Source organism: Schwartzia succinivorans DSM 10502, from assembly GCF_900129225.1.
Lineage (GTDB): Bacteria > Bacillota > Negativicutes > Selenomonadales > Selenomonadaceae > Schwartzia > Schwartzia succinivorans.
This window is the reverse complement of record NZ_FQUG01000012.1, coordinates 14,413-35,130: the sequence shown is the minus strand read 5'-3', so window position 1 is coordinate 35,130 and position 20,718 is coordinate 14,413. Positions and strand designations below refer to the sequence as shown.

Here is a 20,718-nt window from a genome sequence, read left to right as displayed (position 1 = left end):
TGTTACCCGGCAATATCATCAAGTTTAACTGACAAAATCTTGGACACCCCGGCATCCTCCAATGTAACACCATACATCATATCAGCAGACTCCATCGTTCCTTTTCTGTGCGTTACAACAACAAACTGCGTCTGCTCGGAAAAATCCCGCAAAAATTTACCAAAACGCATAATATTTGCTTCATCCAGCGGAGCATCTATTTCATCCAACACAGAAAAAGGTGCTGGCCGTACCTTTAGGAATGCAAATAAAAGCGCTATAACCGTCAGGGCTCTTTCGCCACCGGAAAGTACAGATAAATTCTGTTGCTTTTTCTGTGGCAGCTGAACATTAATTTCAACACCTGACTGCAAAATTTCCTTTTCGTTGGTCAAAGATAATTCAGCATGTCCGCCACCGAACAAAGCAACAAAAATATCATTGAAGTGCTGCTGTATTTGCAAAAAAGCCGCCTTGAACTGCTTTGTCATAGTCGCGTCAATTTCGGCTATAATTTTCATCAGATTTTCTTTGGCATCAGAAAGATCATCCGCCTGCAGCTTCAAAAAATCGTAACGCTCTTTTTGCTTTTTATAATCGTCTATTGCCTGCAAATTAACAGTGCCAAGTGCAAGAATATCTGCCTTGAGTTTTTTCAACATTTTACCAAGCGATTCATCATCAATATCCAAAAGCTGTTCTGCTGCCTCTGCTACTGAAAAATGATACTCGTCGCGAAGAGTAATTTCATACTGCTCAAGGTTAAACTGACGCTTCGAATGCTCAATTTCCCACGAATGCAGTTCATCCTGAACCTTCTGCATTTTCTTTCGGATTTCCTGCAGCGCTTCTTCCTGCTCCTTACCTTTCGTCAGAAGATTCATCTTCTGCTCAAAATAAGTATTAAGCACTGCATCCAGTTCGGAATATTCCCGCTGGATACCTTCCTTCTCTTCAATCAATTGAGAAACATCATTTTTCCCTTGCGTTAATTCTTCTTGCAGTGAGCTTAATTTTTTACCTGCTTCATCCTTTGCGGAAATAATTCCGGATATTTTTTTCTGACTTAAAAGCACATGCTCATGGCTGCGCAAAACCTCGTGTTCTGTACCAACCTTTTGAAGCTCAAGCTGATGCAGCCACTTGGAAAAATCAGAAGCATCCTGCTCTAAATCATCCAACTCCTCAGTTTTGTTCTGGACTGCAGCCTCATAATTTTTCAGAGTTTCTTTTATTGCATCAATTTCATGCTTCAATTCTATTCGCTTCTTTTGAACATTCGAAAAATCATCATCATACGACGAAACAAGAATCCTTAATTCATTAAAGGTCTTCTCTTCATGCTCAATATTTTCTTTTATCTGCCTGACCGCAACCTTAAGCTCAGCTTCATTTATCCGTTTGGATTCCAACCGGTCTTTTATATTCTGAATTTCTTCGTCAAAATTTTTCAGCTCAGCCAAAAGCCGCTTTTTATTATCTTCATTTTCAGCCAAAGCTCTGTTTCTTGCTTTTAAATCTTCTCTGAGTTTTATCAGTTCATTACTTCGGTTCAGGAAGCCTGACTCTTTCTGTGGGATACTTCCACCTGATAACGAGCCTCCGGGATTCAAAATCTCACCATCCAAAGTAACGATTCGGAATTTGAATCCTCTGTTTCTTGCCACTTTTATTGCATGGTCAAAATTATCTACCAGCAGTGTTTTCGCAAGCAAGAAAGAAACTGCCTTTTTATAAGATTCATCCGTTGTAATTACTTCATCAAGATAGCCTATTACGCCATGCATATTTTTAACTGAATCATCCGGATGCGACCTGACCGCCAAATCAGAAAGCGGCAAAAAAGTTACACGGCCTGCCTTTGTTCTTTTCAAAAAATCTATTGCTTTTTTTGCTGTCTCCGCATCCTTGACGATGAGATTCTGCTGAGCCGCCCCCAGTGCAGCCTCTACAGCCGACAAATATTTTGCATCGACATGAATCAGTTCTGCTACCGCACCATAAATCTGCGGCCGCCATGATTCCCTGGCAAGCAAAACTGCCTTAACAGACCTGCCAAAGCCCTCGTACGCCTGCTGCATATGCTCAAGCACATTTAATTTTGCGCTTCCCTGGGCAACATACTGTTCATCTATTCGAAGCTGCTGCTGTACAGTCTTCAGATTTTCTGCAGCCTTCCTTTGCTTGTTCAGACTTCCATCTTTATCGGCTTTTAACTGAACAAGACTTTTGCGTACGTTTTCGAGTCTCTCTTCCTGCTCTTTGCATTTTACTTTCTCATCCCGCAAAACAGATTCAAGACATTCAAACTCTTTTACATTTGACTCATGAGCAGCTGCGCCTGATTCAATATCCTTTTCAAGAATAACCGCATCATTTTGTTTTTCTGCAAGCTGCTGCTTGATATTTTCTTTTTCAGACTGCTTTACCTGTATTTCAGATTTTGCGCTGCGAATCCTTTCAGCAAAATCGGCAGATTTTTTTTGCTCAGCATCAAATTGTACCTTTATTTTTTCAAACTTTTCGGAGATGTCTTTTTCAATTGCCGAAAGCTTCTCCTGTGCTTCTTTTTCTTCAGTAAGCTCACGTTCTAAATTTTTTATACTGTCCTGAAGATTTGTATATTCCTGATTTTCCTGCTGTGCTTTTTGCTCTGCCAGCAAAATACTGCTTTTAATATTCTCCAGCCTTATGGCTGTCTGATTTTTTTCCTGGTTTTTATTTTGTATCTGCGTATCCAGTGAAAGCACATTGTTTTCCAGCTCTTCTTTTGCAACTTCAACTTTCCGCAGTTCCGTTTCCAGTGAAATTTTAGCCTTTTCTTTTTCCTCTTTTACCTCTGTTTGCGTTTGTTCAATTTCATGGATTTTTTGAATCTTACGATAGATTTCAGTTATTCGTCCCTTTGTATATTCACTGTTCCAATTATTGTATTTTTCCGTACGTTCGGCCTCTGCAGCCAAAGGTTCCAGCTGGACCTCTATTTCGCCGATAATATCATTGACACGTGTCAGATTTTTTTCTGTATCATCCAGTTTTTTGACCGATTCGTTTTTCCGGTCTCTGAATTTCGTTATTCCTGCTGTTTCCTCAAAAAACAGTCTCCGTTCCTCCGGACGGCTGTTTAATATATCATCCATTTTATTTTGGCTGATAACAGAAATACCATCATGCCCCAGACCCGTATCAGCAAAAAGCGCATAAATATCCTTCAGACGGCACTTTCCCTTGTTTATAAAAAACTCACTTTCTCCTGAGCGGAAAAGTCTTCTGGTTACAGTAATCTCGTCAAACGGAAGAGACAAATCGCCGTCGTTAAGCAGTGTCAATGTGACTTCGGCAATTCCAAGCGGCTTGCGTGAAGAGCTTCCCGTAAAAATAATATCTTCCGATTTTGTTCCGCGTAGATTACGCACATTCTGCTCACCCAGAACCCAACGGATCGCATCTGTAATATTACTCTTGCCACTGCCGTTAGGACCGACAATAGCCGTGACGCCGTGATCAAATTCTATTTCAATTTTATCTGCGAAGGATTTGAAGCCATAGGCTTCCAAACGCTTTAACTGCAAAAAATTCACCAGCCTGACACGATAGTAGTTAACTAATGTATTTTAACATAAAAAAGCGTACAGCCTCAAGCCGTACGCTTCATTTATGAAATTACTGAACTGCATCCCAGGCGTGTTTAATCTTTTCAGCCATACCATACATCTTAGATGCCGGCACCGCACACACAGCAACACGAACACCCTTTTTCAGAGGAACCGCAAAAATCAGATCATCATGCAGCTTATCGCATACAGCCGCAGGATCCTTGGCAGGAATCGAAAGGAAGAAGCCGGCCTTATACGGCAGAGCATTCAATCCACATTCTGCAGCTTCCTTCATGAAGATAGCGCCACGTTCCTTAATCTTCTGATACAAAGCCTCACGCTCTGCTTCAAACTGCTTTAAGAGCGCTGCATCCTGCTGAATCTTCGTCAAAACAGTCATTGCACCGCGGTTAATATTAGACCACGTTGCACGGCTCGTGTACTTCGTAACAGCCGTAAATTCATCAATGATTGTCTTGTTGGCAGAGAGACCAATAAGAGCGCCTGTACGCTGTCCGTACATTGTGTAGCCCTTTGACATGCTGAAGGCGAACATAACGAAAAGATTGTCCGGCAAATCGGAGAACTGCTTCATGAATTTACGTGCTTCGTTTTTCTCTCCTGCATAGTCAATATAAGCAATATCAACCAAAATGCTTATCTTTTTATCGCCGGATTTGCCGGCAGATTTACATACATCAATAACCTGTGCCCAGTCATCCTCAGAAAGGCTGTAGCCGGTCGGATTATGTGCCGGAGTATTGATGATAATCAAAAGCGACGACTGCTTTTTAAGAAGCTCCTCAACCTTTTTAGTGAAATCAGCGATGTTGAAATTCTGCTTCTCATCAAAGAGCTGATATGTATCCAGCTCACGGCCCTGCTCATGGCAAAGCGCGTTATATGGTCCCCAGTACCAGTCAGATGTAAGAACCTTGTCTCCAATCTCAGAATAATTCGCGATTGCATTATGTACAGCACCGGTACCGCCTGCCGATGCAACAGCCGAAAAATATCCGTTCGGCTTCTGGTCTGCAAATGTCAAATCAATAACCGTATCAAGATATCCCGGAAGACCTGCAATAGGCGCATACGCAATAATATCATTCATCGGAAGAGAACGAAAAACATTTTCCATCGTTGGAATGCATGCCAGCTTTTCGTCATCATCAATAATAGCTCCGATTGTCGCATTCGTTACCTTCTGTGCGCCATGCTGTGCTGCCGCCTTCTGCGCTGCTGCGCTTGCACCGAAAATTACATCACTTAACTCTTTCCCAAATGCATGGGATGCAGTCATCGTATCTGACATAAATAATACGCCTCTCTTTTTTGGAATGTATCACTATCATAGCATTTTTTACATTGGAATAATTGTTTTTTACCAATGTATACATTATTTTTATCCGTTACTAAAATTAAGTGGGAGTATGAAACTCCCACTTAATAAGCTGCACTTATTTTACAGGTATTACGCTTTCTTGGGGAAGAACTCGTCATGAATAACATTCACAGCTTTACTCAGGTCCGTTGTTTTAACAAGACAGGAGATACTGATTTCAGATGTGCTTATAACATCAATATTTATTCCCCCATTGGCGAGCGCTCCAAACATTCTTGAAGCGATTCCCGGATTACCGAGCATACCTGCTCCTACAATAGAGACCTTTGCAACATCCTCTTCCACAAGAACCGCAACCGCATTTAACTTGTCTGCAACAGCATCAACAATAGGCTTCGCCTTCGACAAATCATCATGAGCCAGCGTAAACACCATATCCGTTACATTTTTTTCCACATTGCGTATGCTCTGCACAATCATATCAACAGACACATGTGCGTCAGCCAGCGCAGAGAAAATCGAATGTGCAATTCCCGGATTATTAGGGACACCCAAAACAGCAACCTTTGCTACATTGGAGTCATGAGCAACTCCACGAATCACAAAATCCTTTTCTTCCATTGTATAAGCCTCCCTAATCATTGTACCCGGTGTATTTGTAAACGTAGAGCGAACATGTATCGGGATATTGAAATGCTTGCCCATTTCAACAGAGCGCGGCTGCATAACACCTGCACCCAGACGTGCCATTTCAAGCATTTCATCATAAGTAATTTCCTTCATGCGGCGCGCATCAGGCTCGACACGCGGGTCAGCAGAATAGATTCCGTCAACATCCGTAAAAATCTCGCAGCTGTCTGCATGGAGTGCTCCCGCAATAGCCACCGCCGAAGTATCCGAGCCCCCGCGTCCCAGCGTAACCGGGTCGCCAAACTCATCAGCCCCCTGGAAGCCTGCGACAACAACTATATTTCCTTTGTCAAGCTCTTCCTTTATTCTCCTGGGTTTAATATCCAAAATACGTCCTTTGGTATGTACTGAATCAGTCTTCATTCCAGCCATCATGCCTGTAAGAGAGACAGCAGGATGACCCAATGAATTGAATGCCATCGTAAGAAGTGCGATAGAGACCTGCTCCCCTGTAGTAAGAAGCATATCCATTTCACGCTCATATTGATAAGGGTCTTTGGTCAGCTGTTTGGCCAATTGAATCAAATCATCCGTTGTGTCTCCCATTGCAGATACAACCATTACAATTTGATCATCATCTTTTTTCTCTGCAAGGATACGTTTAGCGACAGCCATGATTTTTTCCGTGGTCGCCACCGAACTGCCTCCAAACTTCTTTACAATGAGTCCCATGTCTCTCCTCCTATACCCAGAAACAAATGTATCATATTGTCACAAAACTCTTTTGACAAAAGACATTCGTTTTGAAATCAATTTATTTTTGTCGAATTTCGCTTCATTATACAACAGTCTCAAAGTGTTTGTCTACAAAAAACCTTCTTATCATTATGTATACATATCTATGGACAAAAATTGAATAGCATGATAAATTCTTATAGGTTATTTTGATTGCCGTATATGTAATTATCTTATTTCTACCAATAGGAGTTGTAGTTATTATGTCAAAGCGAGTTATACGTGTAGATGAAAAGCTTCCCTTAGCGGAAACTATTCCTCTCAGCCTGCAGCATCTTTTCGCGATGTTCGGCTCTACTGTCCTGGTTCCTATGCTTTTCAAGGTCAACCCTGCCACTGTACTTCTCTTTAACGGAATCGGTACAATCCTTTATCTGATTCTCTGCCGCGGAAAAATCCCAGCTTATCTGGGTTCAAGCTTCGCTTTCCTTTCACCTGTATTTCTTGTAATGTCGAAATACAGCTATGAAGCAGCCCTGGGCGGATTTATAGTTGTCGGTCTGATATTCTGTCTTGTGGGCGCGCTGGTTCACTCAATCGGAACAAAATGGATAGACATTCTCTTCCCCCCTGCGGCAATGGGATCTATAGTTGCCGTTATCGGACTTGAGCTTATGCCAACAGCCGCGGGCATGGCAGGACTCACCGCAGAAACACCAGACACCACGGCTATTACTGTTGCGATACTCACACTGGCCATTACGCTGTTTTCCTCTGTTGCATTCCGCGGATTATTATCAATTCTGCCAATCCTGATTGGTGTTGTCGGAGGATACATCGTAGCAGCATTATTCGGTATTGTAGACTACGAACCAATCCGTACGGCTCCGTGGTTTGCATTCCCCACCATCTACACTCCGGTCTGGAATCTGAACGCAATACTCATTATTCTTCCGGCTGCTTTGGTAGTTGTCGTTGAACACATTGGTCATCTTATTGTAACAGGCAATATTGTCGGCAGCGATTTGAAAAAAGACCCCGGTCTTGACCGTTCTATTTTCGGCAATGGTCTCTCAACCATGATTTCCGGATTTTTCGGCTCTACACCAAACACTACCTACGGTGAAAACATCGGTGTACTTGCCATCACAAAAGTATTCAGTACCTGGGTAATCGGAGGTGCGGCTGTTTTTGCAATCATACTCTCATGCTTTGGTAAACTTGCCGCGGCAATACAGAGTATCCCGACTCCCGTTATGGGCGGTGTTTCCTTGCTCCTCTTTGGCGTCATCGCAGCATCCGGTGTACGTATCCTGGTCGAATCAAAAGTTGACTACAACAAACCAATAAATCTTATTCTGACATCCATCGTTCTCGGTATCGGTGTCAGCACTGCAAGCATCACAATCGGAACTGTAACGTTAAAGGGAATGGCTCTTGCCACGGTTGTCGCAATTCTCCTCAATCTGGTGTTCCGCCTCATTGCCCACTTTAACGGTGAAATCGAAAATGAAGATTGAATATAAAGTACCAAAAACTCTGGCAGGAATCTCTGTCAGAGCTTTTTTGGTGCAAAAAGGCTTTTCCGTGCACCTCTGGCGCAGACTAAAAAACAGCGGAACAACCTGCGTCAACGGCAATGTCGTAATCGCTGCCCTGACAAAGCTTGAAGCTGACGACATACTAACATGTGAGATTCCGGAATCCACAAGCATACCGCCCATAAAAGGGCCTCTGGAAATACTTTACGAAGATGACGCGCTTCTATTTGTCAACAAACCAGCAGGACAGTTAGTCCATCCGCTGGCACACAGCAGCGAAGAAACTTTACTGAACTATGCGGCATATCACCTTCACACGGACACGCAGGACCTCATTCCCCATCCGGTTCACAGATTAGACCGAAACACAACGGGAATTGTTATGATTGCAAAGCTGCCTCACGTTCAGCATGTTTTATCCGAGAACGGAGCACCGCAATTCCACCGGAGATACCTTGCCATTCTTGAAGGAACCCCTAATCCGGCCAACGGAACAATAAATGCTCCTATCGGCCGAAAACCCGGCAGCATAATCGAACGCTGCGTAGCAGACACAGGAAAGCCTGCTGCAACCGACTACAAAACCATAGCAGCCTGGGATGATTATTCCCTTGTTGAAGCGGCACCGGTTACAGGTCGGACACATCAGATACGCGTTCATTTTTCACACATAGGCTGCCCCTTGGTCGGGGATGATTTGTATGGCGGCTCGCGTGAACACCTTCAAAGACAGGCTCTCCACGCATACCTTATGGAACTCACACACCCCGTCACACATAAGCCACTTCGCATAACAGCTCCTGTTCCCACTGACTTTGAAAAATTACTTCCTGCTGATATATTACAGCAAATAAAAACCTGTTCTCTAATTCGAAAATAAACAATTTCTTTGTCTCAATTTATGATATAATGTAAAAAGTTAGTAAGTATAAATAAAGGAGGCACAGAATCATGCCATTAGTTACAACGACAGAAATGTTCCGTAAAGCTTACGACGGAGGATACGCAATCGGCGCATTCAACGTCAACAACATGGAAATCATTCAGGGAATCACGGAAGCAGCAAAGGAAGAAAACGCTCCTCTTATTCTGCAGGTTTCTGCAGGTGCGCGTAAATACGCAAAGCATGCTTACCTCGTTAAGCTCGTAGAAGCAGCACTTGAAGATACAGATTTACCGATTGCGCTTCACCTCGACCACGGTGCCGATTTTGAAATATGTAAATCCTGTGTGGACGGAGGATTTACTTCTGTCATGATTGACGGCTCCAAACTGCCATTTGAAGAAAATATTGCTCTTACAAAGAAAGTCGTTGAATATGCTCATGCCCATAACGTAGTAGTTGAGGGTGAGCTCGGCAAGCTTGCAGGCATCGAAGACGCTGTAAACGTAAGCGCTGAAGATGCTTCCTACACCCGTCCGGACGAAGTAGAAGAATTTGTAGAAAAAACCGGAGTTGACTCTCTCGCCATCGCTATCGGAACCAGCCACGGCGCATTCAAATTCAAGCCTGAGCAGTGCACACGAAACGCAGAAGGCGTACTTGTACCGCCTGAACTTCGTTTCGATATCCTCGCAGAAATCGAGAAACGTCTGCCCCACTTCCCGATTGTACTTCACGGCTCCTCCTCCGTTATTCCGAAATACGTAAAAATCATCAACGAGAATGGCGGACAGCTGAAAGATGCTATCGGCATTCCTGAAGACCAGCTCCGCCGTGCTGCAAAATCCTCTGTCTGCAAAATCAACATCGACTCCGATTTGCGTCTTGCAATGACAGCAGGTATCCGCGAATACATGGCAGCACATCCGGATGCTTTCGACCCGCGTGAATATCTGAAACCTGCCCGTGCATACATCAAAGAACTCGTACAGCACAAGCTCGTTCACGTACTCGGCTGCAACGGAAAAGCATAATAACTCAAATGAATATCAAAAGCCCGGCCTCAATCGAGACCGGGCTTTTTCTATGCACGCTTTTAATTATTTTTTTCCAGCAGCCATTCTATCAGATTGTATTGTCGAATCCCATCATAATTCGCATCGGCGCCGATAACATCAAGTGTCAATAAAATCTTTGGGTGATTGTCCTTTATCTTCTGTAAGGCACGCAGTTCCCGTTCCTTGGTCTTTTCATCCATAACACTGGCTGATACTTGATAATATGCTGTCTCATTCCCATTATCAGCCACAAAATCAACCTCGTATTCAGACACCTTGCCAACATTCACCCGCAAATAACGCCGCTTCAACTCCAGATACACTATATTTTCCAGCAAATGTCCCAAATCATTTGCCTTCTCTGCAGTTAATATCGTACGCAGCCCGGTATCAGCAATATAATATTTGCCCAGTGTCTTCAAATACTGCCTCCCTTTAACATCATAGCGGTCTACTCTGTAAAAAATATAACTGTCTACAAGTGCGCGTATGTATCGCTCCACAGTATTGACTGAAATCTTCCTGCCGCTTGAAATCAAGGTGTCAGTTATTTTTTTTGTGGAAACAGGACTTCCAATATTGCTTGCCAATGTCCGCACAATATTCTCCAAAACAGTTAAATCCGTAATGCTCTCCCGTCTTGCAACATCCTTTACCAGAATCGAATTATATATACCTTCAAGATAAATACGTACAGCTGCTTCATTATGATTCAAAGATGTTATATACGGAAATGAGCCAAAGCGTATATATTCCCGAAACGCCTGCTCTTTATCCAGCTCTTCCTGTGCTGAATAAAACTCAGCGAAGGACAGTGGCTGCATATCAATCGTAACATAACGCCCCGACAGAAGTGTTGCCAGCTCACCGGACAGCATAAAGGCGTTAGAACCGGTAATATATATATCTGTATCCGGCTGAATGAACAAGCTGTCAACAGCCCTTTCAAACTCCGGACAATTTTGAATCTCATCCAAAAAAACATATAATTTTCTGCCCGGATGAAAATGCTCTTTTACATAACTATATAGCTTGCGATAGTCCAGTAATTCTTCATTACCTATATCTTCCAAATTTATCCTGACTATTTGATCCGGTGATATCCCATCTTTTATCAGTTCATCAATAAACAAAGAAAACATTGTCGATTTTCCGCAGCGTCGGATACCTGTGATAACCTTGATAACCTGCTTATCCCGCCAATTTTGCAATTCATTTAAATATTTTTCACGATAAATCATGGCCACACCCCCAATCTTTTTTTCAATTATATAAAAACTATCTATTTCTGTAAAGTTTTTTCAGTTCATTGAAATAAAATGCATTGCAGGATATCCATGTTGATTATTTTAACAGGCCCGACACGTTTAATCAGCCAATATACTTTTTCCTAATTCATAAGCTGCTGTACACTGCCTGGGGAACATCTCCTCACGGTAGGCAGCTTTTGCCTGCGGGTCGATTATTGAGGACTCGTATTTGTCATAGTCGCTAAACTGTGTCGTATTGTACGCATAAAGATTCTTGGTTTCCGCCCGCAGGATTTTTCCGGCAAAGCCTTCGTGAACCGCAAATTTTTCCCGCATGCCAAACTGCTTGACATCCTCCTCAGTCATATTCATGGTATAAATAAAGGCATTGGGCAAGGACTTGGGAAATACCGTCGGAATTTCGTTGCTGTAAATGTAGTTGGAAAAAAGCAGCCGTTCGATAAAGGCACTCATGCCGGAGGAAAGGTTCATAAAGTAGACCGGTACACCCATTATCAGGGCATCCGCTTCCTTGATTCGCTCAATAATCGGAGTCAAATCATCCTTCATCGCGCAGGTGCCATGCGCCTTGTCCTTACGCTTGCAATAAAAGCAGCTGATACAGCCTTTGAAATTCAAACTGTAAAGATTGATTAACTCAATTTCCGCACCGGATTCCTGCGCCCCTTTTAAGGCCTGCTGCAAGAGTTCTGCCGTATTACCGTTACGTCGCGGGCTGCCATTTATTGCGATTACTTTTTTCATCGTCTACCCCTCCAATCCATCATATGCAGACATCAAATACATTATTCGACACCAGCCGGAAACTACTTGCTTTTCTAAAAATATAGGTGGTCAAAGAATGTATTCCTCAATACTTATAAGACATTCTGAGATAATATTTTCATAGATTTGCATAAAATCGTAGGGTAGTTTCTCTGATTACTGCATAAAATCGCAAAATGATAAAATATCTCAAAGAGTAATTTCATGCCACTCTAGCGAATCTTTACTGTAGTCAAACAAAATGCAGACACCCTCTTTGGCTGTATCATTCGGATGGAAAGGGTCTTTTTCAAAGTATTCCACATGATATTTATGGCGGATGTCGTGCCAGTTGGTAAATCTGTAGTCAGCAATATATTCCGCCGCCCTTCCGGTTCTCCAAAACTCTGCGATACGGTTCTTCATGCTTTCCTGACTCCAGTTCAGGAAAGACGGCCAGCTGTGGGAGCTTCCCTGCTCCAGTAAATCAAGTCTCAAAAGCCCGTCAACCGTTTCAGGGGACAGCTCTTTGTATTCTTCCAGAGCAAACATATATAGCGCTTCGTACAGATGCACGTCCGAATGCGGTCTATGATGATATTCCTTCTTTTTCCACCAGTCAGTAAATTTCTGATAAAATCTGAATCCGTCTCCTGCTTCCATTGCTTCTACAAGGTAATCAATGGTTCTTCCGGCTCTGCCTGCATTATGATACATTTCAAATACATCCTCAAAGATATGCAGCCAATGGATTTCTCCATAAGTCATCCATTTATTTGACAGCACCTCGTAGGGAGCCTGATTCTGATAAAGATATTCACCATCGTCAACAAGACGCATCATATACGCGCCGGACAAAAATTTCAAAAATCCAAGCTGCAGCTGATGAGAATGCAGCTTGTACACTCCATTGAAGGACCGGTGAAATGATTCCATTGGTTCATACGGCAGTCCGATAATCAAGTCGGTATGTACGTGTATGTTTTTCCCTTCAATGATGCGGCGTATATTCTGTGTTATTTTGTCCAAGTGGTTGGTACGGGCTACTGCTTTTAGCGTCTGCTCATTTGTTGACTGGATACCGACCTCCAGCTGCACCCGTCCCTTTGGAAATTCGCTCAGTATCTCAAGAGTTTCCTCATCGAAGTAATCCGAAGCGACCTCAAAATGGAAATTGGTACGGCATGTGTCAGGAAGGTCTTTTATGAAACGCAAAATCGGTAAAAAATGTTTCTTGTTCGCGTTAAACGTGCGGTCAACAAATTTAATCTGTTTTACGTTATGTCGGGCAAAAAAATCTATTTCCCGTAAAACTCTTTCAATCGGCAGAAATCTTACGCCTACAGTAGCACAGGACAGACAGTATGCACACGAAAAAGGACATCCCCTGGATGTTTCGTAATACAGAATTTTATCTTTTATTTCTCCCATTTCCTCTTCCCTGTACGGAAAAGGAATTTCATTTACGTCATGTACATCAACCGCACAGCTTATATGTAGTTCTCCGTCTGCGCTTCTCCACGACACGCCTTTCTCCGGCAGAGCTTCCTTATGGTTTATGATGTGTTCCAGCACGCCCTGCAGGGAAATTTCGCCCTCTCCCTGTATTACATAGTCTACCGCGGGATATTCACGCATAAATGCTTCGGTGTTGTAGGATACCTCAGGACCGCCGCATATTATGACAGTACCGGGCAGTACCTTTCTCAGCAGGGGCAGCAGCTTCTTTACAAGTTCTATATTCCATATATAGCAGCTGATACCAAGGACATCAGGCTGTGTCTCATATATTCTCCCGAGCATTTCAGGCAGATGGTTGTTAATCGTAAGTTCAAGTATTTCTGTCTCTGCGTATTTTCGGCTAACTTCGCGCAGATACCGCACAGACAGCGAGGTATGCACGTATTGCGCGTTGATTGCAAGCCAAACAATTTTATTGCTCATGTCATCACCTTTGTATATTATAACGCCTTTGTTCCAGTTTTGCCGTTGTTTTCTCTTTGCCTTAACGAAAAAAAGCTTGCAAACACCACTGTCTTTATGCTAATATATTTGTGTTATGCATGAATGGTAAACATTGCTGTTTTAAGGAGGTGTTTTGCATGGCAAATGTATGTGAAATCTGCAACAAAGGTGAGCGCAGTGGTATGAACGTCAGCCACTCCCATTTGAAGACAAAACGCACATGGAAACCGAACATCCAGCGTGTTCGCGCTGTAGTTGATGGTGAGGTTAAACGTGTAAATGTCTGCACACGCTGCTTGCGTTCCGGCAAAGTTCAGCGCGCTATCTAATCTAAGATTTCAAAACAGCTGATATATCATAAGAGGAGCCGATTCCAAATGGAATCGGCTCCTCTTATCTTTATTTCTTTTCTTTTTCTGCTTTTGCTTTTCTTCTTCTCAATTCATCTGAGACATGTAAAATAACAGTAAGGTCTTCCTTGTTGAACTGATATTTCTCACCGCAGAACTGACATACTACCTCGGCATGGCCTTCATTTACCATCGCCTGCAGGTCATCATGGCCCAAGGTTACAAGAATGTCCTCAGTACGTATTTTGGAGCACTGGCATTTGAATGACAGGTCTGTTGTTGTAAGAAAATGAATATCTTCAAAGCCCTTCAGAACATTTTTGATAATTTCTTTTCCGTCCAGTCCTTCATTTACCATTGCGGAAACAGGCTGCAGATCCTTCAGATTGTTTTCCAGCTTCTCTATTACCTCTTCCGAAGCATCAGGCAAAGGCTGCACAATAAATCCGCCGGCAGACTGTGTGATACCGTCCTTACCTATCAATACACCCAAAGCTACGCTTGATGGTGTCTGCTCGGACTGGAAAAGATACTGCGTAATATCCTCGGCAATTTCTCCGGTATAGATTTCGCAGCTGCCGGTAAACGGCTCTTTTACACCTGTAAAACGGGTAACCGACAGGAGTCCCTGTCCAATGCCCTGTCCTACAGCAAGCTTTCCGTTATTAAGAGGAAGCTCTATCTCCGGATGCTTTACATAACCACGTACATAGCCGTCTGAGGAAGCATCTGCAGTGACGTTTCCAAGCGGCCCATCACCATTAAACTTTAGCGTGATACATTCCTTTTCCTTCAGGTTTGCAGCCATCAAAAGAGCTGCGGTCATTGTCCGTCCCAAAGCAGCTGTAGCAAGTGCACCGCATTTATGTCTGCGTGCTCCTTCTTTTACCAAATCTGTGGTAACAGCCGCGTAAATTCGAATACCTTCAGATGTTGCCTTTACTAATTGATCCATACTAACTCCTTAAATTTCAACCTCTTCAATTACTTCTTTTGTGTACAGGTCATAAATTCTAACGTATTTTTCGATTAAATCGAGCACAGCAATAGTCTGTCTGCCGTCACTGCGTTTTGAAAGCGAAGGAGAACCCGGATTGATAAAAACACATCCGTTTTCCTTTTTTATGCCGGCAACATGAGTATGTCCGCTTATAAATATATCAGCATGCAGCTTTTGTGCAAGTTGCAGTTTATCCTCATCCGTTTCCGTAACATCTCCATGAGTCACAACAAAGCGAAAACCTTCAATATAGGTGAATAAATATGGAGAAACAAGCGGTATATCAAGTACTCCCGCATCAACATCAGAATCACAGTTTCCCCGTACAGACAATATAGTTGTATCACAGGTATTGATTTTTTCAGCCAAATCCTTTGGTGAATAATCCACTGCGAGCTTGTTACGCGGTCCATGATACAGATGATCTCCGGCATGAAGAATCAAATCAACATCCGAGAAAAAATCCTTATACGCTTTATTCCATGCTTCTGCACTGCCATGCGTGTCACTAATAATTCCTATTTTCATAACTTTTACCATTAATGAATCTGCTGTAAAAGATTTGCCATTTCGATTGCAGCCATTGCTCCGTCAGCGCCCTTATTTCCTGCTTTCGTTCCGGCACGCTCGATTGCCTGCTCAATATTCTCTGTAGTCAGCACACTGAAAATAACAGGAACTCCTGTAGCCAGTCCTGCCTGCGCTACCCCTTTTGAAACTTCGCTGCAAACATAATCGTAATGGGATGTTGAACCCCGGATAACCGCACCTACACAGATAACAGCATCATATCTTTTTGTTTCTGCTAATTTTTTTGCAATCATCGGAATCTCAAAAGCTCCCGGTACCCAGGCTACATCAACATCGCCGTCAGCAACCCCGTGTCTGTGAAGCACATCCAGCGCACCGGACAAAAGCTTATTTGTAATAAATTCATTGAAGCGCGATGCAACTATTGCAACACGCATTCCTTCTGCGATTAATTTTCCTTCTAAAATGTTAGCCATTTTTCTTCCTCCTTATTCCTCTTTCAAAATGTGACCCATTTTTAACTTTTTTACCTTGAGATAACGGCGATTATATTTATTTGAATGAATTTCCAGCGGTACACGCTCCGTAATCTTAAGACCGTATCCTTCAAGCCCGGCTCTCTTTGCCGGATTATTCGTCATAAGGCGGAGACTGGTCAGTCCCAGATCTGACAAAATCTGAGCTCCGATTCCGTAATCGCGAAGGTCAGGAGCAAATCCGAGAAGCACGTTCGCTTCTACTGTATCCTTTCCTTCGTCCTGCAGCGCATAAGCACGGATTTTGTTGGCCAGACCGATTCCGCGGCCTTCCTGACGCATGTAGAGCACAACTCCCTCGCCCTCTTCCTCGATACGCCTCAATGCGGCTGCGAGCTGGTCGCCGCAATCGCAGCGGAGTGAACCAAGGGCGTCGCCTGTAAGACATTCGGAATGAACACGTACAAGTACGTTTTCCTTGCCTGCGATATCACCTTTAACAATTGCCAGATGACATTTTCCGTCCAGTGTACTTTCATACGCCTTGATTCTGAAATGGCCGTACTTGCTTGGGAAATCCACATCAGCCACCTTCTTGATGAAGGTTTCTGTTCTTTTTCTGTAAGCAATCAAATCCTGTACGGTAATCATCTTCAGCCCGTGATGCTCAGCGAATTTCATAAGCTCAGGCGTACGCATCATGTGTCCGTCGTCAGCCATGATTTCACAGCACAGTCCTGCGGGATAAAGACCTGCCAGACGTGCCAGATCTGTCGTGGTTTCAGTATGTCCCGCACGCCGCAGAACACCTCCGGGTACGGTACGAAGCGGAAAAACATGCCCCGGGCGGCGGAAGCTGGACGGCTTTGCCTTCGGGTCAATCAGCATCTTCACTGTTTGACAGCGTTCATATGCCGAAATTCCGGTTTCTGTATCGTATGCGTCAACCGAAACGGTAAATGCCGTCTCATGATTGTCCGTATTGTTTGTAACCATCTGCGGAATGTCCAGTTCATCAAGGCGCGAACCTTCAATAGGGGTGCAGATTAACCCCTTTGCGTATGTTGCCATAAAATTTATAGCCTCAGGAGTGACAAAGTCAGCCGCTATAATCAAATCGCCTTCATTTTCACGGTCTTCGTCATCTACAACCACCAGCATTTTTCCCTGGCGGATATCCTCGATTGCATCCTCAACTCTTGCATATCCCATTAACTCTTTACCTCCTGTCATGAATCAAATCCATGTTCAGCCAAAAACTCGGCCGTTATTTTTTGTTTTGTTACCTGTGACCTGCTACGGTTTCTGCTTAAAAGATTAACCGCGTATTTAGCAAGTATATCTGTTTCTATATTCACAGGATCTCCGACTTTTTTTAAATGCAGGTCTGTTTCCAGCTGCGTATGGGGAATCAGAGATACACGAAAACTGTCATCGGCTGTATCAACCACAGTAAGGCTCACTCCGTCAATTGCCACAGAGCCTTTGGGAATGATATAATCCATTGCCTCAGACGGCACTTCTACGGAAATAATTTTCGCGTTGTCCTCTTCATGTATTTCCCTGATTACTCCGACATGGTCAACATGACCGCTTACAACATGTCCGCCTAAACGGCCATTCAATGTCAGCGCCCGCTCCAGATTTACCTTTTTTCCTGCCGCAAGCCTGCCTAATGCTGTACATCGCATAGTCTCCGGCATTACATCAGCGCAAAAATCATTTTTGCTGAAGGAAACTACCGTGAGACATACTCCGTTCACGGCAATACTGTCACCTATATGAACATCCTCCAAAACCTTTGATGCCGCAATCTCTATTGTGTTTGTTGTAACTTTTTTTACCGTTCCCAGTTCTTCTATAATTCCGGTAAACACTCGCTCACTTCCTCACATATCCCGTAACAAGGATATCGCTTCCAATCATTTGATATGTCATCTGCTCCAATTTTACCGCAGCTTCAAGGCTGGCGAAGCCGTCTCCCTCTACAGGAGTTTTTGCATCCTTCCCTCCTATAAGCATAGGAGCAATAAAAGCCTCTACCTTATCCGCTAAACCGTCATGAAGGAAAGAGTATATAGTCTGTCCGCCGCCCTCAACAAGAAGCGATGTTATTCCTCTTTCTCCTATTTGTTCCAGTAAAGACTTAAGATTTACAGTATCACCGCTTCCGCAGACGATAATATCAGCGCCTGTGCTTTTTATTGCTTCAATTCGTTCAGACGGAGCATTTTCTGTAACAGCAACCCACACAGGGGCTTCATTGTCATGCAGTATTTTGGATTCCAACGGTATTCTGCCCTTGCTGTCCAACACAATGCGTACAGGATTGTGTCCTCCATTTCCGATTCTTGCAGTAAGCTGCGGGTTATCAGCCAATACAGTTCCTATCCCCACAAGAATAGCATCTGTGCTGTCACGCCACTCATGTCCCTTAAGCCGAGATTCCGCACTTGTAATCCATTGGGATTCCCCCGTACATGTTGCTATTTTCCCGTCCAGGGACATCGCCATTTTCAGCGTAACAAACGGAATTTTTTTTACTATCCATTTCAAGAAAACTTCGTTCAGTTTCCTTGCCTCTTCTTCGAGAATCCCGACATCTACCTGTATTCCAGCATCCTTCAGAATCTGAATCCCTCTGCCGCTGACCAGCGGATTAGGATCCGGCATTGCAACTACAGCACGTGATATTCCGGCTTCCACCAAAGCCTTTGCACAGGGACCGGTTCTGCCGTAGTGTGAACAAGGCTCAAGGGTAACGTATATAGTCGAACCCTTTGCCAAATCCCCGGCCATCTTAAGTGCATGAATCTCAGCATGCTCCGTTCCTGCTTTTCTGTGCCAGCCGACGGAAACTATACGGTTATCCTTTACTACAACTGCCCCCACCAAAGGATTCGGAGATGTTCTGCCTTTAGCGTACGAAGCAGCATCAAGCGCCACACGCATATATTCTTCATCAGTCATATACTCGCCCCATAAAAAAAGCCGCCAATAAAGGCGGCTGCTAAACAAACACAACTAGGACCGTCTTTTATCATCCAGACTATACTGTCGGCTCCGGAATCACACCGGATCATGCCTCTCGGCTTGCGGGCTGTACCGCCGGTGGGGAATCGCACCCCGCCTCAAAGACTTCACATGTTCATATTATCATAGGTATTTTTTAAATGCAAATCACGGCAATGCCTTAAACTGACTGAACGGCCAAAATACTAAGATAGCCTTTCCCTTTATCAGTTCATACGGGACAAATCCTACATCCGCAAAACGACTGTCCTCTGAGTTATTACGATTATCTCCCATAACAAAAATATGCCCTTCGGGAACAGTTGCCAGAGGATAATCGCCTCTCGTCTTGCTTAAAATATATGGTTCATTCAAAATCGTAGAATTAACATATACCCTTCCGTCTTTAATCTCGATTGTGTCACCCGGAACTGCGATAACGCGTTTTATGAAATCTCTGCTCGGGTCACGCGGATACCTGAATACCAGTATCTCACCACGCTCAGGAGCCCGAAAACGGTATATAAACTTATTGACCACAAGACGTTCCGCACTCTGAAGTGTCGGCCGCATGGATGGACCGTCTACCAAGTATAATTCAACGATAAAATAACGAATTCCCAATGCCAGAACAACAGCAATGGCAATTGATACAATCCAGTCCTTAATTTCTTCTCCCAATGAACTCATCCCTTCACCTTCTAGCGGCATAAAAACAAATTGGGGGACTGTTTTGCAGTCCCCCATCATCATCAACGACGCTCTTTAATGCGTGCTGCTTTACCTGTCAGGTTGCGGAGATAATAGAGCTTAGCACGGCGTACAATACCACGGCGAACGACATCAATCTTATCGATTCGCGGAGAATGTACCAGGAATGTGCGCTCAACACCGACACCGTAAGAGATACGACGAACCGTAAACATCTCACGTACGCCCGAACCCTGACGAGCAATTACGACACCCTCGAACATCTGAATACGCTCACGTGTACCCTCAACGATTTTCGCATGTACACGAACCGTATCTCCCGGACGAAACTCCGGAATGTCCGAGCGAAGCTGTTCCTGCTCTAAAGCCTGAATAATGTTCATTTGTCTGTTCCTCCATTTCCGTGACGTTCGTGGCAGAAAATATATCTGTCCAGAGGACCGCCCGCATACCTAGATATGATACCACATGATTAAAATTTATGCAAGCATCATCTGTCCACTGTTTCTACAAGATATTTACCATTCGGCAAATACCATACCAGCAGCACATAATGCCCATCTGCTCTGGATACCCGCTTTGTTGTCTCCGTAATATTATCGACCCGCCAATCATCAATAAGGCGCAGCGTCTCCAAACCTTTTCCGCTGTCCAGCACTGCCTGCACTTCATCCCGAAAAACATTCAGTTGATGACTGGTCCATGCATAATACATTCCTCCACATAAAACGAGGAAAACACAAACTCCCCAAAAGGCTTTAACAACAGATACCCACAGCGGTTCTTTCATTGACAGTTTCTTCATTTCAACCGAGCTGTCTGCTTTTGAAGCCATTTTTGAATTGCTGCCTGTTTCCATTTTTTCAGTATTCTTTTCTACCATGTCAATGCCTC

At 43.7% G+C, this 20,718-nt stretch carries 19 protein-coding genes and 1 riboswitch; of the genes, 4 read left to right on the top strand and 15 right to left on the bottom strand.

Features of this window, described 5'->3' with window-relative positions; translation table 11 throughout:
• Window positions 1–2 precede the first annotated feature (2 nt).
• The 3 genes from smc to BUA83_RS11460 all read right to left on the bottom strand — a co-directional run bounded on the left by smc (window position 3) and on the right by BUA83_RS11460 (window position 6,279).
• Window positions 3–3,551, bottom strand: a complete 3,549-nt coding sequence (smc, locus tag BUA83_RS11470; RefSeq protein WP_072936434.1) for a chromosome segregation protein SMC — start codon at window positions 3,549–3,551, stop codon at window positions 3–5.
• Window positions 3,552–3,642: 91 nt separating this feature from the next.
• Window positions 3,643–4,887: a pyridoxal phosphate-dependent aminotransferase gene (locus BUA83_RS11465; RefSeq protein WP_072936433.1), complete on the bottom strand. Its 1,245-nt coding sequence runs from the start codon at window positions 4,885–4,887 to the stop codon at window positions 3,643–3,645.
• Between the two features lie 159 nt (window positions 4,888–5,046).
• On the bottom strand, window positions 5,047–6,279 hold the full coding sequence (locus BUA83_RS11460; RefSeq protein WP_072936432.1) for an aspartate kinase: 1,233 nt from the start codon (window positions 6,277–6,279) through the stop codon (window positions 5,047–5,049).
• A gap of 266 nt (window positions 6,280–6,545) precedes the next feature.
• On the opposite strand from BUA83_RS11460, the gene uraA reads away from it, so the two are divergent.
• From uraA to fba, 3 genes are all read left to right on the top strand, one after another.
• Entirely contained in the window at window positions 6,546–7,802 is a 1,257-nt protein-coding gene (gene uraA / locus BUA83_RS11455; protein WP_072936431.1) for a uracil permease, read from the top strand.
• Entirely contained in the window at window positions 7,792–8,703 is a 912-nt protein-coding gene (locus tag BUA83_RS11450) for an RluA family pseudouridine synthase (RefSeq protein ID WP_072936430.1), read from the top strand. Before uraA ends, BUA83_RS11450 begins: the two co-directional genes overlap by 11 nt.
• A 71-nt stretch (window positions 8,704–8,774) precedes the next feature.
• On the top strand, window positions 8,775–9,740 hold the full coding sequence (gene fba / locus BUA83_RS11445) for a class II fructose-1,6-bisphosphate aldolase (RefSeq protein ID WP_072936429.1): 966 nt from the start codon (window positions 8,775–8,777) through the stop codon (window positions 9,738–9,740).
• 62 nt (window positions 9,741–9,802) lie between these two features.
• On the opposite strand, the gene BUA83_RS11440 is transcribed toward fba, so the two are convergent.
• From BUA83_RS11440 to BUA83_RS11430, 3 genes are all read right to left on the bottom strand, one after another.
• Window positions 9,803–11,005: an ATP-binding protein gene (locus BUA83_RS11440; RefSeq protein ID WP_072936428.1), complete on the bottom strand. Its 1,203-nt coding sequence runs from the start codon at window positions 11,003–11,005 to the stop codon at window positions 9,803–9,805.
• A gap of 126 nt (window positions 11,006–11,131) precedes the next feature.
• Window positions 11,132–11,779 (bottom strand): flavodoxin family protein, encoded by a 648-nt coding sequence (locus tag BUA83_RS11435; RefSeq protein WP_072936427.1) that lies wholly within the window; start codon window positions 11,777–11,779, stop codon window positions 11,132–11,134.
• A gap of 210 nt (window positions 11,780–11,989) precedes the next feature.
• On the bottom strand, window positions 11,990–13,723 hold the full coding sequence (locus BUA83_RS11430) for a B12-binding domain-containing radical SAM protein (RefSeq protein WP_072936426.1): 1,734 nt from the start codon (window positions 13,721–13,723) through the stop codon (window positions 11,990–11,992).
• Window positions 13,724–13,881: 158 nt separating this feature from the next.
• Between BUA83_RS11430 and rpmB the strand changes: the two genes are divergently transcribed.
• Window positions 13,882–14,073 carry a 50S ribosomal protein L28 gene (gene rpmB, locus BUA83_RS11425; protein ID WP_072936425.1) on the top strand — a complete coding sequence of 64 codons (192 nt, stop codon included), beginning with the start codon at window positions 13,882–13,884 and terminating at the stop codon, window positions 14,071–14,073.
• A 70-nt stretch (window positions 14,074–14,143) separates the two neighbouring features.
• On the opposite strand, the gene hslO is transcribed toward rpmB, so the two are convergent.
• The 9 genes from hslO to BUA83_RS11380 form a co-directional block, all read right to left on the bottom strand.
• Complete coding sequence (hslO, locus tag BUA83_RS11420; protein ID WP_072936424.1) at window positions 14,144–15,049, bottom strand: Hsp33 family molecular chaperone HslO; 906 nt, start codon at window positions 15,047–15,049, stop codon at window positions 14,144–14,146.
• A 9-nt stretch (window positions 15,050–15,058) separates the two neighbouring features.
• Window positions 15,059–15,622 (bottom strand): phosphodiesterase, encoded by a 564-nt coding sequence (gene yfcE, locus BUA83_RS11415; RefSeq protein WP_072936450.1) that lies wholly within the window; start codon window positions 15,620–15,622, stop codon window positions 15,059–15,061.
• An 11-nt stretch (window positions 15,623–15,633) separates the two neighbouring features.
• A complete protein-coding gene (gene ribH, locus BUA83_RS11410) occupies window positions 15,634–16,101 on the bottom strand; it encodes a 6,7-dimethyl-8-ribityllumazine synthase (protein WP_072936423.1) in 468 nt (155 codons plus the stop codon).
• A 12-nt stretch (window positions 16,102–16,113) separates the two neighbouring features.
• Window positions 16,114–17,313 (bottom strand): bifunctional 3,4-dihydroxy-2-butanone-4-phosphate synthase/GTP cyclohydrolase II, encoded by a 1,200-nt coding sequence (locus BUA83_RS11405; RefSeq protein WP_072936422.1) that lies wholly within the window; start codon window positions 17,311–17,313, stop codon window positions 16,114–16,116.
• 17 nt (window positions 17,314–17,330) lie between these two features.
• Window positions 17,331–17,978, bottom strand: coding sequence for a riboflavin synthase (gene ribE / locus BUA83_RS11400; RefSeq protein ID WP_072936421.1), 648 nt, complete (start codon window positions 17,976–17,978; stop codon window positions 17,331–17,333).
• Between the two features lie 4 nt (window positions 17,979–17,982).
• A complete protein-coding gene (ribD, locus tag BUA83_RS11395) occupies window positions 17,983–19,071 on the bottom strand; it encodes a bifunctional diaminohydroxyphosphoribosylaminopyrimidine deaminase/5-amino-6-(5-phosphoribosylamino)uracil reductase RibD (RefSeq protein WP_072936420.1) in 1,089 nt (362 codons plus the stop codon).
• 58 nt (window positions 19,072–19,129) lie between these two features.
• Window positions 19,130–19,244: riboswitch (FMN riboswitch) on the bottom strand.
• Window positions 19,245–19,281: 37 nt separating this feature from the next.
• Entirely contained in the window at window positions 19,282–19,803 is a 522-nt protein-coding gene (gene lepB / locus BUA83_RS11390) for a signal peptidase I (protein WP_072936419.1), read from the bottom strand.
• Between the two features lie 62 nt (window positions 19,804–19,865).
• Window positions 19,866–20,207 carry a 50S ribosomal protein L19 gene (gene rplS, locus BUA83_RS11385; RefSeq protein ID WP_072936418.1) on the bottom strand — a complete coding sequence of 114 codons (342 nt, stop codon included), beginning with the start codon at window positions 20,205–20,207 and terminating at the stop codon, window positions 19,866–19,868.
• 107 nt (window positions 20,208–20,314) lie between these two features.
• The gene (locus tag BUA83_RS11380) at window positions 20,315–20,707 is read right to left on the bottom strand and encodes a hypothetical protein (protein WP_072936417.1); all 393 of its coding nucleotides are present in this window, start codon (window positions 20,705–20,707) and stop codon (window positions 20,315–20,317) included.
• Window positions 20,708–20,718 lie beyond the last annotated feature (11 nt).